Source organism: Bacteroidota bacterium, assembly GCA_018698135.1.
Lineage (GTDB): Bacteria > Bacteroidota > Bacteroidia > CAILMK01 > JAAYUY01 > JABINZ01.
In genome coordinates this window covers 1-17,023 of the sequence record JABINZ010000002.1, presented here as the reverse complement: position 1 = coordinate 17,023, position 17,023 = coordinate 1, and the positions used below count along the sequence as shown (strand labels likewise).

16 protein-coding genes are annotated in these 17,023 nt (G+C 33.8%); 7 read left to right on the top strand and 9 right to left on the bottom strand.

The genetic code is table 11. The features are described 5' to 3' along the window. Nucleotides 1–73 precede the first annotated feature (73 nt). The 5 genes from HOG71_00105 to HOG71_00085 form a co-directional block, all read right to left on the bottom strand. Entirely contained in the window at nt 74–1,000 is a 927-nt protein-coding gene (locus tag HOG71_00105; GenBank protein MBT5989231.1) for an ABC transporter ATP-binding protein, read from the bottom strand. 12 nt (nt 1,001–1,012) lie between these two features. Next, entirely contained in the window at nt 1,013–1,891 is an 879-nt protein-coding gene (locus HOG71_00100; protein ID MBT5989230.1) for an HlyD family efflux transporter periplasmic adaptor subunit, read from the bottom strand. A gap of 9 nt (nt 1,892–1,900) precedes the next feature. Further along, on the bottom strand, nt 1,901–3,166 hold the full coding sequence (locus HOG71_00095; GenBank protein ID MBT5989229.1) for a TolC family protein: 1,266 nt from the start codon (nt 3,164–3,166) through the stop codon (nt 1,901–1,903). Beyond that, nucleotides 3,163–3,786 carry a TetR/AcrR family transcriptional regulator gene (locus HOG71_00090; protein ID MBT5989228.1) on the bottom strand — a complete coding sequence of 208 codons (624 nt, stop codon included), beginning with the start codon at nt 3,784–3,786 and terminating at the stop codon, nt 3,163–3,165. Before HOG71_00090 ends, HOG71_00095 begins: the two co-directional genes overlap by 4 nt. Nucleotides 3,787–3,914: 128 nt before the next feature. Then, on the bottom strand, nt 3,915–4,511 hold the full coding sequence (locus tag HOG71_00085) for a DUF1684 domain-containing protein (protein MBT5989227.1): 597 nt from the start codon (nt 4,509–4,511) through the stop codon (nt 3,915–3,917). A 71-nt stretch (nt 4,512–4,582) separates the two neighbouring features. On the opposite strand from HOG71_00085, the gene HOG71_00080 reads away from it, so the two are divergent. The 7 genes from HOG71_00080 to HOG71_00050 all read left to right on the top strand — a co-directional run bounded on the left by HOG71_00080 (nt 4,583) and on the right by HOG71_00050 (nt 14,441). Next, nucleotides 4,583–5,254: a septal ring lytic transglycosylase RlpA family protein gene (locus tag HOG71_00080; protein MBT5989226.1), complete on the top strand. Its 672-nt coding sequence runs from the start codon at nt 4,583–4,585 to the stop codon at nt 5,252–5,254. Nucleotides 5,255–5,372: 118 nt separating this feature from the next. Next, nucleotides 5,373–9,785 carry a T9SS type A sorting domain-containing protein gene (locus HOG71_00075; protein ID MBT5989225.1) on the top strand — a complete coding sequence of 1,471 codons (4,413 nt, stop codon included), beginning with the start codon at nt 5,373–5,375 and terminating at the stop codon, nt 9,783–9,785. Between the two features lie 2 nt (nt 9,786–9,787). Next, entirely contained in the window at nt 9,788–11,863 is a 2,076-nt protein-coding gene (locus HOG71_00070) for a T9SS type A sorting domain-containing protein (protein ID MBT5989224.1), read from the top strand. Next, nucleotides 11,860–12,288 (top strand): hypothetical protein, encoded by a 429-nt coding sequence (locus HOG71_00065; protein MBT5989223.1) that lies wholly within the window; start codon nt 11,860–11,862, stop codon nt 12,286–12,288. The genes HOG71_00070 and HOG71_00065 overlap by 4 nt, the downstream gene beginning before the upstream one ends. A 10-nt stretch (nt 12,289–12,298) precedes the next feature. After that, the gene (locus HOG71_00060; GenBank protein ID MBT5989222.1) at nt 12,299–12,730 is read left to right on the top strand and encodes a hypothetical protein; all 432 of its coding nucleotides are present in this window, start codon (nt 12,299–12,301) and stop codon (nt 12,728–12,730) included. Nucleotides 12,731–12,831: 101 nt separating this feature from the next. Beyond that, nucleotides 12,832–13,521 carry a T9SS type A sorting domain-containing protein gene (locus tag HOG71_00055; protein MBT5989221.1) on the top strand — a complete coding sequence of 230 codons (690 nt, stop codon included), beginning with the start codon at nt 12,832–12,834 and terminating at the stop codon, nt 13,519–13,521. A gap of 332 nt (nt 13,522–13,853) precedes the next feature. Further along, a complete protein-coding gene (locus tag HOG71_00050; GenBank protein ID MBT5989220.1) occupies nt 13,854–14,441 on the top strand; it encodes a hypothetical protein in 588 nt (195 codons plus the stop codon). 21 nt (nt 14,442–14,462) lie between these two features. Here HOG71_00050 and HOG71_00045 read toward each other — a convergent pair. From HOG71_00045 to HOG71_00030, 4 genes are all read right to left on the bottom strand, one after another. Further along, nucleotides 14,463–15,540 (bottom strand): peptide chain release factor 2 gene (locus tag HOG71_00045; protein MBT5989219.1). Its coding sequence is split into 2 segments (ribosomal slippage): nt 14,463–15,479 and nt 15,481–15,540, totalling 1,077 coding nucleotides; the frame shifts between segments, so codons are not numbered across the junction. Between the two features lie 51 nt (nt 15,541–15,591). Next, nucleotides 15,592–15,960, bottom strand: a complete 369-nt coding sequence (locus tag HOG71_00040; GenBank protein MBT5989218.1) for a YraN family protein — start codon at nt 15,958–15,960, stop codon at nt 15,592–15,594. An 8-nt stretch (nt 15,961–15,968) separates the two neighbouring features. Then, nucleotides 15,969–16,904 (bottom strand): bifunctional riboflavin kinase/FAD synthetase, encoded by a 936-nt coding sequence (locus HOG71_00035; protein ID MBT5989217.1) that lies wholly within the window; start codon nt 16,902–16,904, stop codon nt 15,969–15,971. Next, nucleotides 16,904–17,023 (bottom strand): tRNA pseudouridine(55) synthase (locus HOG71_00030; GenBank protein MBT5989216.1); only part of this gene is annotated, 120 nt, incomplete at its 5' end. The genes HOG71_00030 and HOG71_00035, both read right to left, overlap by 1 nt.

Genomic DNA, 17,023 nt, shown 5'->3' with positions numbered 1-17,023 from the left:
CTATTTATGAAAAGATTGGATTGCTTCGCTTCGCTCGCAATGACGCTAACATTATTAATTTCACGAATCATCTTCATTCTTCCTTCATTAAATCCATAAAGCAATCCTCAATTCCTGCAGCAATATTTTTTATCTCAATTTGTTTATGGTTCATTTGTTTTAAATATTCCTCCAATTCTTTTTTATTTATCATCCCTCCTTTCTCAATAAAATGAACATCTTGTCCAAATGCATAAACACTTTCTGTTTTTTGATAGGCTCTTAAGTCTTTGATGAGTTGATAAACATTATTTGAACGAATTGCTGCAATTTCTTTCTTGAAGTTTCCTGTAATCGCTTTCGGTTTATCAATGCTTAAAATTTGTCCTTTCTGCATCAGTGCTACACGATCGCAAAGGCTGGCTTCATCCATATAGGGTGTAGAAACTAATATGGTAATTCCCATTGTTTTAAGGTGTCTGAGCATCTCCCAAAACTCAACTCGAGATACTGCATCAACACCCGTTGTTGGCTCATCTAAAATCAGGATTTCAGGTTTATGAATCAGCGCACAAGATAAGGCAAGCTTTTGTTTCATTCCTCCTGATAGCTTACCAGCCCTACGTTTTTTAAATGGCTCAATAGCCGAATAAATATCTTTTATCAGATCGTAATTTTCTTCTATCGAAGTTCCAAAAATACTTGCATAAAAATTCAGGTTTTCTTCAACTGTTAAGTCATGATAGAGAGAGAAACGCCCCGGCATATAGCCAGTGATTTTTCGAATTTCCTTAAAATCCTTAACCACATCGTAGTCAAAAACACGAGCAGAACCTTCGTCTGGAAGCAATAGAGAAGTAATAATTCGAAATAAGGTTGTTTTTCCTGCTCCATCGGGGCCAATAAAACCAAACAATTCTCCTTTTTCAATTTGAAAACTGAGCATGTCAAGCGCCTTCACCTGACCAAAAGATCGAGAAAGATTACTGATTTGAACGGCTAAAAGATTTGGATTGTTCATGCTTAAAAAGGACTAAAAATTTACTTCTGCAGGCATTCCAATTTTCAACTTGCCATCATTTTTAACAATTAGTTTAACCGCATAAACTAAATTCACTCGCTCTTCTTTCGTTTGAATTACTTTCGGTGTAAACTCAGCTTGTTCAGAAATCCAACTGACTTTTCCAGTATAGGAATCTAAACCTCCATCAGTGTTATCTACCAGCACTTCTGCTTCATGTCCAAGCTCAACAGATGCAAGCTGTTTAGCACCTACATAAACCCGTAAATGCATCTCATTTAAATTTGCAATTTTATAGAGCGGTTTTCCAATCATAACCATTTCATTCTGTTTTACAAATGTGTTTAAAACAGTAGCTTTCATGGGATTGATTATGCTGCACTTTTCTTTCTGTAATAGCAATAATCCCATCTGTTTATCAAGAACTTTTGCCTCTTCTTCAATGATTCTAATTTGTGTTTTGATTGAAGCAATTTGCTTGTGTACTACATTGATTTGTCCATCAATATTGTCAAATTGCTGTTTGGTAGCAGCTCCATCATTCAACAACTTCGTAATTCGATTTTGCTCGATAAGTAAATTAATCAATTGCTCTTCGCTAACTGCTGCCTGCGATTGAATTTTAGCCTGATTGCTCAATACAGCAATTTTCTTTGCATGAAGTTGCTCAATTTGCAAAGAAATTGATAAAGTATCAATCAATCCTATTATCTGATTTTTTTTCAAGACTGATCCCTCATTAACTTGCCATTCAATGAGTTGCCCCGAGCTTTCAGCAGAAATAATTACATCATTTCCTTCAAAATTTCCATAGGCATCTGCTTTATCTTGATTTCTATTACAAGAAATAAAAACTGATGTTACCAGAACTATTAATATTAGCTTTCTCATACTTCCTAATTATAAATTACCCAAAAGGATTTCGCGTTTTAAAACAGTTTGCTGCTCTTTCACCTTATTTATTTCCAAGCTCAAGCGTGCAGCTTTTTCTTCATTAAATACCTTAACATATTCGCTTGAAGTGATTATACCCTCTTCCAATTGCTTTGAAGCTGTTTTACTTATCTTTTCTCTAAAGGCAATGATCTCGATATCGTTTGCAATCAAATCTTCATACATTTCAGCATTTGTATTTTGATTTTCTAATTCAATTGCTGTAATTTGATTAAAACTGGACTCTCGAATTCGGATCAGTTGCTTTTGCATGATAAGGGCTTCTCTTTCATTTTTATTTTGGTTCCAATCCCAAATATTCCAACTGAGTGCAGCTCCAACAATGTAAAACTCGCTGAATTCATCATTCAAAAAATTTAAGCCGGGTTTGCCATAGCCTATTTGTCCAAAAGCATAAACTTTAGGTATTCTTTTCGTTTTACTTAATTCAGCTTTCTTATCGATTAAACTCTCCTGTATGTTAAAGCTTCGGATTTCGGGTCGCCCTCTGACACCTCTTTTAACTGGATAATAGATATCGTCAAACTTATCATTAATAGATAGTTGCAAATCTGTCAATAAATTTAGACTTTTAATAAGCGCTTCTTGCTGATAAAAAATTACTAAATGCGATTTTTCAAGCTCCAATAATTCAGCTTTAATATAATCTAGTTGTGAAGGTAAAATAATACCATTCTTCACCCCTGATTCGAGTTTCTTTTGCTGTTCCCGAAGTGTAGTCTTCCCTAATTCAATTACCCTTTCCTGTTGTTGCAGCAAAGCTATATTTAAGTAGAGATTGCAGATATTCTCTTTGTATTTATATAGCTGTATACTATTCTCTTGTGCATTAAGAGTCATCTCCAAAGTAGAAAGTTCCTGCAGCTTTTTTGATGCACCTCCATCCCAAATCACTTGATTCACATCAATTGTCGCTTTATACTGATCTTTTGTTGGACTAGGCACATCCACTGTAAAAGGCAAACCACTCAAGTCTATTGCAGTTACGTCTGACTGATAGGTAGCTTGTGCATTTAATCCGATTTGAGGATACCAATATGCTCTATATAACTTTTGTTTTAAGTCATTGATTTGCTTGTAGTATTCAGGTGCTTTTACGCCTGGAAATACTTTCTCAGCAGCAAGTAAACAATCGTATAATTTTACACTTTCCTGAGCATTTGCATCAATTAAGAAAAGAGTCAAAAACGAAATTAAAAGTATCCTCTTCATGACTTTTTAATTGAATTAATAATAAATGATGAAATATGTTCTTCTCGCTTACGCATAAATGCGTCAAAAGCTTGTTCATTTCCATCAAACAGAACTTCTTTAAGAATTGGTTTGGCTAATACAGGAAACAATATCATCCCAATCATGTTTAGAATTAAATCCAAAGGATTAATGTCATTTATTTCACCTGATTTAGCAAGTTCCGTTGTCTTAAGTTGAAATGCAGGCATACCTGAATTTTTCAACATACCGATATTCTGTTTGAAATATTGAAGGATAGTTTCAGGATTTCTATTTACTTCACTCAATATAAATGTTGGTAAATAGGGATTATCTTTTAGAACCTGAGAGTATTCTTTCACAAATAATTTAATCTTCTCCTCCAACGAATCATCTGAAAGCATCCCGCCAATTATTTTCGGGAAAAATTCACCTAGTGAGGATTTGAATACCGCTTCAAATAGCTTTTCTTTTGTTCTGAAATAATAATGAAGTAAAGATTTATTAATTCCTGCCTCATCAGCAATTTCTTGCATTCTTGCACCACTCATACCTTTTGCAACAAACACTTTTTTTGCTGCATTTAGTATTTTTAGTTCTGTTTCTGTAAGACTTGACATGCTTTTAACCAATAAGATTAACTATTGAGTTTAATTAAACGGTTTAACCAGTTGGTCAAATTTAAAAATAAATTATTAACTGCCAAATTTTGATTAACGAATTTTTCTAGAAAAAGGGTATTTTGTTTTTAGTGATTTTTGAATTTCTTCACCCCTGCTTCAATTCTTAGGTTTAAGAAATTCTCTTCAGGAGGAATAGGACAAGAATATCTGTCGTTATATGCACAATATGGGTTGTAACACTGATTAAAATCGATAACAGGATTTTCTAAATCCTGTATTTCCATATCCAAATATCGTCCTCCACCATAGGTGTCATCATCATTTGTCAGATCAGTAAATGGTAGAAATAGATAATCAGCATATTCGGGTTTAGCATTCGCGTTCTTGTAAAGCGTTAGTTTGTATTTATTTCCATCAATGCTAAATTTTAGTTTGCCATAAGGATAATAAACAGGCAAACGATCTGTACTTGTTTTCATTTTGAATTCTTTTCCATTTTTAATTTTCTTAAAAACGGCTTCTACTTTATAGTTTTCATTTGGCGGATAAAACTTTAAACCTGAAAACAACTTTAAATCCTCTTCTTTTAAAATGGAGGTTTCAGGATCAGAAAACTCCATATTGATTGTATCTCTTTCTGCCTCTATGATTTCCATATAACTATTCTGTGCGAAACTGTTAAGGAAAATAATAAATAATGTTCCAGTTAAAATTGCTTTCATTTCTATTGTTGTGAAAAACTTAATGAATTTGATCTTTCAAAGTGGTTTATTTTTGATGCAAATTAACATCTATGAAGCAATTGATTACATTTTTAGTCTTATTCTCTTCACTAGGGAATTTTCTTTTTGCTCAAACAGAACGAGGACAGGCTTCTTATTATGCTGACAAATTCAATGGGAGGAAAACTGCTAGTGGTGAGGTGTTTGATAATTCAAAATTCACTGCAGCCCACAATAGCCTGCCTTTTAACACCATGGTGAAAGTGACCAATATTGATAATGGGAAATCGGTCATTGTTAAGATTAACGATAGAGGGCCTTTTGCAAAAAATAGAATAATTGATTTGACAAAAGCGGCTGCAGTTGAATTAAATATGTTGGTATCAGGAACGGCTGAAGTAGAAGTTGAAATTATCAAAGACGATAAATCAAAAGATATTGCTAAACAAGCGCCTAATGCAAAAGATTTATTTGAAGTTGATGTAAATAAAATTCAGGGGATTGGCTTTGGAATTCAAGTTTATTCTTTTCATTATATTGATAATTTGTTTAATGAAATTCTGAGAATAGAAGAAGAATACAAGCAAAAACCAATGGTACACGCCAGCATTGTTAAAGGTTTGCGCGTATATCGACTTATTTTAGGGCCATACGATAATAGACAACAAGCTGAACGAAAACTTAAAAAACTTCACAAAAAAGGAAAAGAAGGTTTGGTCATTACGCTCGAAAAGCTTCACTAATTTATAACCAGAATACATCCATATTCTCTAAATTTGTGCAAAGCCCTGTATTATCAAAGCTTTCAAACACATACTATCTATTATTCTGCTAATTTTTGGTTTAACTGTTCATGCTCAAATGAACGGTACTTACACAATTGGTTCTTCCCTATCAGATAATTTCTCAAGTTTTTCAGAAGCAATTGATTCATTAGAGAGTCAGGGCATTAGTGGTTCTGTATTAATACAAGTGAAAGCTGGCACGTATGCTGAACAAGTAGTTATTCATGAAATCCCAGGAGCCTCATTAGCAAACAGAATTACATTTGAATCTTTTGATAAAGACTCCGCTTCGGTTAATTTAACACATTCACCTACAAGCGGTTATGCGAATTTTACGCTTCATTTGTCAGGTGCAGATTTCATAACTTTCAAACACATAAGCATTACAAGTGGAGGAACAACTTATGCACGAGTAATCCAACTTGAAGCAATGGCCAATTTCAATGAGTTTATTTCAAATCAGATTATTGGTCGTGCTCCGCCTATTAAAAACATTGCTTTCTCATCGGATTTGGCATTGGTTTATTCCTCCAATGCATACAATGGAAATGATCATAATAATTTATTCAAAAACAATTTATTCAAGCATGGATTAGTTGCATTGGATTACCATGGCAGCAATTTGAGTGATGAAAAAGGAACTATTATTATAGACAATTACTTTCTCAATCAGTATTCTTCGGCCATATATCTTTCCAATCAGAAAGATGTCATTATTCACAATAATTACATTTTCAATAACCGATATGACTATTTTACAGGCATTTTTCTAAACCTATGCCATGGCAATTTTCAGCTTTCCTCAAACAAAATCAATATTCCTTTTTGCTTTAGTGGTTTTGGTATTAACATCGATAATTGTAAAGGAGACAGCACTAATAAAGCATTGATTGCTAACAATTTCATTCGTGTAAACGCTGTCGATTCGGTGAATGTATATAACTATAATCAGGCTGCCTTGCAACTTGCGTTCGCTGAAAATATCAATGCATTTCACAACAGCATTCATTTAACAGGCGATTACTATTTAAGTACGGCTGTATTAATATCCCCTATAAGTAACTTTACCTCACTCATAAATAACAATGTTGTCAATAGTGCAGGAGGTGTTTGTCTTGAAATTATCGATCCTTGGGATTCAATGAACATTGAGTTGAATTATAATAACTACTTCTCATCCTCACATAGTATTCGGTATAATGATAGCTTATACTTGACAAATGAATGGATTGCCAATACAAAATACGATCAGTCCTCTATTTCGTTTGATCCTGATTTTATATCAAAATCAGATTTACATACTCATTCCATTTACTTGAATAACAAGGGAATTAAATTAGCATTAGTAACTAATGATATTGATAATACTGTCAGAGACTCACTTGCACCTGATATTGGAGCAGATGAATTCAGTCCATTATCAAATGATCAGGATATTCAACTTCTGTATCCGAACAAAAATAGCAACTGCCATTTATCAGACAGTCAGCATGTATCAATCTTAATTATCAACAAGGGCTTACAATCTTGTTCTAAGCTATTTGTTCATTTCAAACTTCCCGGAATTGATAGTTTTACAGAAATGATTACCGATACCATTATTTCTCTTGATTCTTTCTATTACACCTCTACTTCTTTTTTTGATTTATCACAGAATGGATTTTCCACCTTGGAAATCAGTATGATTGATTCATTTGACCAAAACGAAAGAAACAATTTAATTCATGCTGTAATGCACAATTTACATCCGATTCAAAGTTTTCCATTCATGGAAGATTTTGAAAAATCCTATACAGATTATTTCAATTTAACACATGAATCAGAAGCTCGCATATCAATTGATAACAGGGCTGCATATCGGGGTAATTTCGGAATGCATAGCCAAGGTCGTTCACAAAATATTGGTTGGGTAGGTGGAGGAAATTCTACCAATACTTATCAGGCTTGGCATAATAACTGGAGACATTTTACCCAAGCAACAAGTTGTATTATTGATGCAAAAAACCAAACATATCTCAGATTATGTTTTCGAATGAGAATGACCTACAGCTATGGATTAAAGTCGAATTGGTTTAGAATTCTGGCCAATGACAGCATTCAATTATCAGATATGAATGGCATTTCTGATTTTAACCCAAACAGTAATAAGGATACTTTTGAACTTCTTTATTTTGATTTGTCATCATTTTGTGGTGATGAATTTAAGATAGCTTTTCAAACGTCCAGTCAGGTATTAGATAAATATTACAATGAGGGAGATAATGTATTTATCGATGATATTCAAATTTTTGTACCACCAGAGTCTGATGTGGGTGTTGTAGAATTGCAAAGTCCGATAAAACCCCATTGCGGAGAAGTGAATAGTCCAGTTGTTGCTGTCATCAAAAACTTTGGTTATGCTAGTCAAACTCATATTCCTGTTTTTGCAGAGGTACAGGCCCCCTGGGGTAAAATCATTTTAAGAGATACTTTCCATCGCATTTTAGCAGCCAATACAACTGACACCATCAATCTTGGATTTATTAACACAAAAACAGAAGGAGATTATTTTTTCAAGTTCTACACTGCTTTTAATGAAGATAGCATATGTCGTCAAAATGACACTTTTCAATATGCCATTACTTTCATTAATCCACTTGAATTGCCCATAATTGAAAGTTTCGAAGGAGCTGACTCTCTAAAAAACTGGAATACTAAAAACATGTGGGTTTCCTACCCTGGCGCTCATAATGTTAATTCATGGACACTTTCGAATAGTATATGGGCAATCGATTCGGTTGCGATAGCTAGTTTTAAAAGAAAGATTGGCCCGATTTCAGACAAGTCAAATCTATTATTTCAATACAGAATCGTACACAACGAATATCCGTTTGCAGCCATGACTATTGGCGCATATGATTCGCTCATTATTTTAGCATCTGCCAATTGTGGATCGAACTACGACACTCTACTGATTGTGGATAGTATCAATCATATTGCTACAGATGAGATGAGACAAATTCAATTACCAGTATCCAAATACTCAGGTAGTTATCTCAATTTAAAATTCAAAATAGTCTCAGAAAATTTGAACAGGAACTATTTTGATTTAGATAGTATAGTTGTTGCAGACTTACCCAAAATCCCAAATATTCGTGATACTGTTGCCTGTGCAGGCGATTCAGTTACTATCACTATTTCACCACAATTAAATCAATTTTATTACTGGCAAAATATTAACAAAAATGACACTTTAAGCAATTCAAACCAGCTAACTTTGATTGATTCTGGTATTTATATGCTAACCATAAGCGATACATTCGGTTGGAAGAATAGAGATACTTTTAACTTTCGATTTCATCCCATTCCTTCAACATTTGCAGGCAATGATACAGCTGTATGTCTGAACGATACCATTCGATTATCTGGAACAGGTGGGAATTCATTTTATTGGAGCACAGGAGATAGTACGCAAATTCTTCAGCTTGTATGTTCCAAAAGTCAAATGCTTATTCTGACGTCACAATCTCCAGAAGGATGTAGAAATACCGATAGCGTTTTTATTTCAGCTCTTCAATTACCTTATGCAGAAGCCGGATCAGATACATTCTGTTGCTTAGCTGAAAAGATTTCACTGTCTGCTTTTGGAGGCATCCAATACGTTTGGATAACAGGAGATAGCTCAAAAACAATTGATTTCACTGCCAGTATATCACAGTTTATTTCCGTTCAGGTTTTCAATGCCTCAGGATGTTCTTCTTCGGATAGTTTAAAATTGGAAGTATACAGTTTGCCCTATGTTTTTGCAGGCAATGATACCGCAATCTGTAAGAATCAACCTATCAATTTAAATGCAAACGGAAATTTAAACTATATATGGAGTAATGGAGATAGTTCTGCACAAACAGTTGTTCAGATAAATAATAACTCCAGCATTTGGCTAATGGGAACCGATTCAAATAATTGTTCCAACTTCGATACCATTGAAATTCAGGCAAAAGAATTACCAATCATTGATTTAGGGAATGACACCAGCATATGTATAAACCAGTCTATTCAGCTTTATGCAAATCCAAATGTTGATTCCTGGTTGTGGAGTACTGGCGATACTTCTTCTTCAATAACAATTGATAGCAGTAATATCCCTGCTGACAGTATCGGTATTTGGATTGAAGTTTCACTAAATACATGTACTAATTACGATACAATACGTGTTGGCTTAGACAGCTGTTTATCAATTCCTAATGCACACTTTGAAAATAATTTGACCGTTTATCCAAATCCCGCTCAGGAGTGGATTCATTTATATTTACCAGTCAATTTATCTGCAGGTGAAATTGGTATTAGCTTGCTTGATCTAAATGGTAAAATTCATATTTTCAAAAAAATACAAATTCCATACAACGAAACAACTGTAAAATTACGTCTGACAAATATCGCAGCGGGTGTTTATTTTTTACATATTCAAGACCAAAGTAATTTCTATTATACCAAAGTTCTAATTCACTAAACATGAAGTTTAAAAATATCCTTTTTGCCCTAATCATTTCCCTATTCTTCAGCAATGGCTTATTTGCACAATTATATGGAACATATACCATTGGAAAATCAGGCACAGAAGATTATTCCAGCGTGTCGGCTGCCGTAAACGCCATTATTAATAAGGGTATTTCTAATACTGTATTCTTTAAGATATCGCCAGGTGTTTATGAAGAACAGTTATACTTTCCCTATATTCTGGGTGCTGAAGTATACAGTCCTGTTTTTTTTGAATCTGCAGATGGAGATAGCTCTAGTGTATTAATTACATTCAAACCCACTGTTGATAGCATTGCTTATACTGTTGCTTTTGAAAATACACGACATATTGTTTTCCGAAATTTAAGCCTTGGCACAGATACGACAAGCGGTCGCATAGTTGAGTTTGGAAGAGGATGCATGAACATCCAATTATTAAATTGCCAGTTTATTGGGAAAGTAGATGGAAATGCATTGGTTTCTGCACCTTGCCTCGATGGTGCTTCTAATCAATACATGATGATTCGGAACAGTTTATTCTTAAATGGATCGCAAGGAATTAGTATGTGTCAGGGAGGACAGCTACCGGATATTAATACTTTTATTGAGAACAATGTATTTGTGAATCAAAGTATTTCAGGATCTTATCTTAAAAATCACAAAGAGGCTTATGTAAAAGGAAATACAATCATTAATACAATTAATGCCAGCGGATATTGTGGGTTGAAATTTGACAATTGCTCAGGTTCGACTAAAATATTAAACAATAACATTACTTTGTCTAATATTGGCATTAATAGTTTCGGGATACGATTATTCAAATCGAGTGGAACATTAGGTGATGAGGTAATAATTGGCAATAACTTTATTTACCAAAATACCTACAATTGGTGTGTTGGTATAAATATTACAACTTCTGATTTCACTAACATCTATCACAACAGTGTACATCTCACCGGTTACGCAACTGGAAGTGCTTGTATTTCATATATATTCGGAAAGTACAGCACTGTAAAGAATAACATTTTTGCTAACTCAGCTAATGGTTATACAATTCTACAGACTGGTGCACAAAATATGGTTAATGACCATAACAACCATTATTTCAACGGATCAAATCTTGGAGATTTTGATGGAACACTTATCAAGGATTTAACAGAACTTAAAACTGTCAGCCAACAAGCTAGTGGTTCGTTGTCGGTTTATCCACAGTTTTGTACCGATTCAAACTTACATACCTTCAGTGATTCCTTAAATATGAAAGGCGTTTACATAAGCTCATTGAATTTGGATATTGATGGAGACACACGAAACAATCCTCCCGATATAGGAGCTGATGAGTCAACTAGTTTTTTCTATTCAATTGGGCCAGATAGATCTGCTTGTGCTTCAGATTCCATTATATTGGATGCTGGTGTTTTTGATGCATACCTCTGGCAGGATTTTTCTTCTGATCGTTTTTATAATCATAAAGCCTCGAATAACAAATACGAAAAAGACACATTTATTATTCAGGTAAGTAAGAAGGGTTGTTGGTTCAGCGATACTATTCATACAGAATTCCTAGCTAATCCTGAATTTAAACTGGATGCCGACACCCAATTCTGCTTAAATAAATTCACAAACTATCAGATTTCTGGCCCCACAGATTATCCATCTTATTTATGGAGCGATAACAGTCAGGATAGTATTTTCAAGCTCACAAAACCAAATGATACCGGCTATGTTCAGGTTTACTTGACGGTTGTTGACAGCAATGGATGTTCAGGAAGCGATACTTCTTTAATTCATTTCATTCAATGCGTTGGAATTGATGAACATAAAAGTGCTTATATAAGCTATGGCCCAAATCCAAGCTCAAATACGATTTTCATTAGCATTAATGAAGCTATGTTTCTGCCTCCTTATCAGCTTTTGGTATATAATAGTATGGGAAAAGAGGTCATGAAAAATACAATTAAGCAAAATAATAACTTAATTGATGTAAGCAACCTTCCTAATGGTATTTACATCTTTAAAATATATCATCATCAATCTCTTTTGGGACAATTTAAAAGCATAAAACAATGAAGAAAATAAAACTACATGCTCTTAAAAATTACAGTCTTTTTTTAACTGCGATATTAACTATTTTAGGCATTGGTAGCTCATGCAATTCAATAGCGGTTGAATATGGAAGCCCATCGGCTAAATTTATTGCCAAAGGCACAATCCTTTCTTCAGATAGTTTAAAAGCAATTGAAGGTATTCAAGTTGTTTTTAGTAATTGGGACACAACCTACTCAGATCATCTGGGACATTACTCAGCAGAAATATACAGTTTTCCAGAAAAACATGATTACCTGATTCAGTTCAATGATATTGATGGATCCATTAATGGCAGATATCTGGATAAGGATACTTTAGTTGAATTTGACAATCCAACCTTCAGAGATGGTATATGGGCAGGATCTGATACAGAAAGACAGGTTGATACCAAGCTAAACAGAAAATAAGAAGGTTAAAATGAAACTACTAAAAAAATCAATAGTAAAATCTTATTCTGCTATGCTAACATTGATTTTATCGGTGATGGGCTTGCTTAGTTCGTGCGAAAAAGATACAGACCCAAATGGTTTGATTATGCCAATGTATGGAGCTATTCAAATTGTTAAGTTTGAAGCAAAAGGCAAAATAAAATCATCTGACAAAAATAAAGCTATAGAGGGAATACGTGTAGTTATGCAAAACGACACAGCCTATACGAATATGTTTGGCAATTACAGTATTTCATTTGATAGTTATCCTAAATCTAGTTATGATATGGAAATAGCTGATGTTGATGGAAAAAATAACGGAAGTTATTATGATAAAACCATTCCCGTAACATTTGAATCAGATTCAATATATGGGAGCGATATGACAGCCAAACTTGATATTGATCTTGATCCCAAATAATTTCTATACATTTTCAAATTATCCTAAAACGAATTCACTTAGCCCATTCAATAATTTTGACTTATATTTGATTTCAATTAATTTAGTAATTAATTACTTTAATGAAAAGTTATTTTATCATCACTATTTTACTATTTTCAGTGGGTTTTAATTCAATTGCTCAGCTAACATTTCCAAATGGAAACACATTAAATTTAAATACAAGCCTCAATTATTTATACCTCGAAACAGAAATTCTGTTTCACACAGGTACGCATGAAGTCGATGATTACAGATGGGAGAAAGTTATCGATTCAGTAGATAATCGTTGGTTGGTTCATAGCTGTTTCAATGGAGATTGCTGGAACGACAGGCCTCAAACAAGTAATTTTGTAGGCGAATACGGTGAAAATGACACAACTGCTTTTATTCGATTTCATGTTTGGTCGTATGACATCGATGGGGGATTAAACATTCAATATCGGGTCATCAATAATAAGGATAGCCTTGATCAATCACTATTAAGCTTTCATATTACTTTCAATGGTTTAAGTGGAGTTGAACAAGAGTTAAATAATGAGAAATCGATACAACTTTATCCAAATCCTGTTCGCTCAAAGCTCTATATCATTCAAGAAGAGCATGCAGTAGTCGATTACATAAGAATTTTTGATATTAATAATAAACTAATTCTCGACCGATCTGGTTCTTACGAACAAATTGATATCAGCCATTTCCCATCAGGATTATATATGCTTTCCTGTAAGTTGCACGATCAAATAATTACAAAGAAAATAATCAAGGCAGATTAACGAACGACTAAGCGCTTTTAACGTGATTTCAAACCATTGCTAATCTTAAAAAAGAAAGCGCAGAATCCAGATTTTTCTTCAGTAAGACCAACTCGGAAATTCATCATTAGTTACATATGAAATAATTATTTGAAAGGTCTTTGCTTGCAATGAAATATTTCAAGAATTTTATGATGCCAACATTCTCGCTTGAATGCGAAGGATTATAAAATCAGTAACCGGATTATGAAAAAAAGATGATTTAACCCCTTATATAATCATTAAAACTCCTCTTATTTGAAAATCATACATTAATGGCTAGATTTGAATAAAAATTCAAAACTATTAAAAAAATGAAAAATTTACTTCTCGTATTCCTAACCCTGTTGTCTTTAACGTTGTTTGCAGATGGTGGCCCCCGAAATGGCTACAATCGCAAAACAATAGATCATTTTGAACGATCCTTTAATCTGTATTATAGTGGTGTTAGTGACACCCTAATTTATATGAATGATAAGGATAAAGAAAAAAGCAGTATTGCAACTGTGAATGTTGCTATTTATAATATCGATAAAGATTCAACTTCTTATCTATTTGATTTGGCAAACGAAGAAGCCATTGTTAGTTTCTTTTTCGAATCAAATTATCTGGATATAGATGCTTCCATTGATTTCAATAATACCAGCATCTATTCTCAAAACATCATCAGAAATAATTTTGAAATCCCCAAACGAGAAATATCTGAGAAACTAGTTATTGTAACCTATTCTTTCATTGAAAAGAAACACAGTTTATGGACGTGTCATAAAACAGGAAGCGATCTTCAGAAAATAAAAACCTATCAAAATCTGGATGACTTGAGAGTTGATATTTACAACCATTGTTTTATCTTCATTTCTGAAAATGACAGACAACTTGAAATTGAAAAAATTCCATACTAAAGAAAAGATATTGTTTGGGAACTAACTCTGCATCAAAAATTCCTTCATAAAATCATCCAGGTCACCATCCATTACAGCATTAACATTGGAGGTTTCTAAATTCGTGCGTAAATCTTTGACCAATTTATAAGGATGCATCACATAATTTCGAATTTGTGCTCCCCATTCAATCTTCATTTTAGAAGCTTCAATCACATCCCTTTCTTCATTTCTCTTCTGAATCTCCATTTCATACAAACGAGATTTCAATAATTTGATAGCCTTATCCTTATTCTTTTGTTGCGAGCGTTCTTCCTGACATTCCAGAACAATATCCGTTGGTTTGTGAATCAGCCGGACAGCTGTTTCGACTTTATTTACATTTTGCCCCCCTGCTCCACTAGCTCGGAAGGTCTCCCAAGTAATGTCAGCAATATTAACTTCAATATGAATGCTATCGTCTACCAAAGGATAAACATAGGCCGAAGCAAATGAAGTATGTCTGCGGTTACCACTATCAAAGGGGGAAATTCGCACCAATCTGTGGACACCATTTTCTCCTTTGAGGTATCCAAATGCATAATCACCTTCGATTTCAATTGTTACTGATTTTAATCCAGTTTCTTCTCCTGTAACTGCATGAACTTGTGATACTTTGAATTTATGCTTGTCAGCCCACATACTATACATACGCAAAAGCATCGCTACCCAATCCTGACTTTCTGTTCCACCTGCACCTGAATTTAATTCTATGACAGCTCCCAATACATCCTCTTCCTTGGAAAGCATTTTTAAGAATTCCAGATTTGCTAACTGCCTTGATGCAATACTAAAGGATTTATTGACTTCGGTTTCCTCAGATTCGCCTTCCTGAAAAAACTCATATAAAACTTCTGTATCCTCAATGGAGGAATTAACAACTCCCCATTTATCAACCCATCGTTTCAGTCCTTTTATTTCACGAAGCACTTCTTCTGCATCGCTAGCTTTGTTCCAAAAATTGGGATTTTGTGTAATGATTTCTAATTCCTGTATTTTGACTTCTTTATTGTCGATGTCAAAGATACCTCCTCAGCGCTAGTATGCGCTCACGCAAATCTTTAAGTTCTTCCTGCGTCATTTCATTTTGTTTTTGCAAAGATAAGTTTTCAATTCTCTATGCGGGATAAAATTAATTTTCAAAAAAAGGAGTTACAGCATCTTCAATATGATATATTTTTTGCTCATTAGCAGTAAGTATTATGGAAACAATATCAATCCTTATTTCCAAATCGAGTTGAAACTGATTTAAATAAGTATCAATAATCCGAAGAAGTTTTTCCTGCTTCGCTTTTCCAACTGCTTCTTCAGGATGTCCATAGGAATCGGAACTTCTTGTTTTTACTTCGACAAAAACAATAGTATTTTGGAATAAACAAACGATATCAAGTTCATCTTTCTCAAAAATCCAATTTCTGTGTAAGATTTTATAGCCTTTTGCTTGCAAATAGTTGGCAGCAAGTTCTTCTCCTTTTCGCCCTAATTCATTATGCTCAGCCATTAATACATTTATTTCATTTGCTGAAGAAAACGCAAAGCATTCATTTTATCTATCTCCAATTGAGCTTTCAAGCTTTGTAAATCAGGAAAAAACATCTCATCGCGTAAGCGTATTAAAAAACCAATTTCAATTGCTTGCTGGTAAATATCCCCTTCAAAATCAAATATAAAAACTTCAATAGATCTGCCCTTTTCAGGCACGGTTGGATTAACCCCATTGTTCAGCATTCCATAATGCAATTCATTATTTACTTTAACCTCCACCACATATACACCATCAAAGGGAAGTAACTTCTCATCTTCGACCTGTTTGATATTAGCAGTTGGAAAATCGAGTTTAGTTCCTAATTTTAATCCACTTATAACAGTGCCCTCAATAGAATATGTATAGCCCAGATACTCATTGGCTTTGTTTACCATTCCTTCTTTCAAGGCTTTCCTGATTTTTGTAGAACTCACAGAAAGACCTCCAACTTGCAATGCAGAAACTTCAAATACCTGATAATTATGAATATCTGCTTTTTCCTTTAAATAAGAAAATGAACCCGCTCTATTTTGACCAAAACGATGATCATAACCTATCACAACAGCACTTGCCTTAATTCGATTAACGATTAATTCCTCTATAAACTGATCTGGTTTTTGCTTTGAAAATTCTTTATCAAAAGGTATGATTAGTAAATTGTCAATCCCTAATTCTTGCAGATGTTTTATTTTATTGTCCAGATTAGTTAACAACTTAGGTCTGTCATCCAATGGACTTAGAATTTGTCGTGGATGTGGCCAAAAGGTAATAACAAGAGTTTCTTTATCAAGCTCTTTGGCGATATTCTTTAACTGTTGCAGTACCTGTCTGTGACCTCTGTGCACACCATCAAAAGTGCCAATTGTTACAACCGGACTTATTACTCCTTTATATTCACATATTTTTCTAAATACTCTCATTATAATATCACCTCTTGAGCAGCTGCAATTTTTACCTCAAATTCTTGAATCGAAAGTGCATCGCTTACAGCATAATCTCCTATAAAAGTACGCCTTAATTCTGTTAAATAAGCCCCATT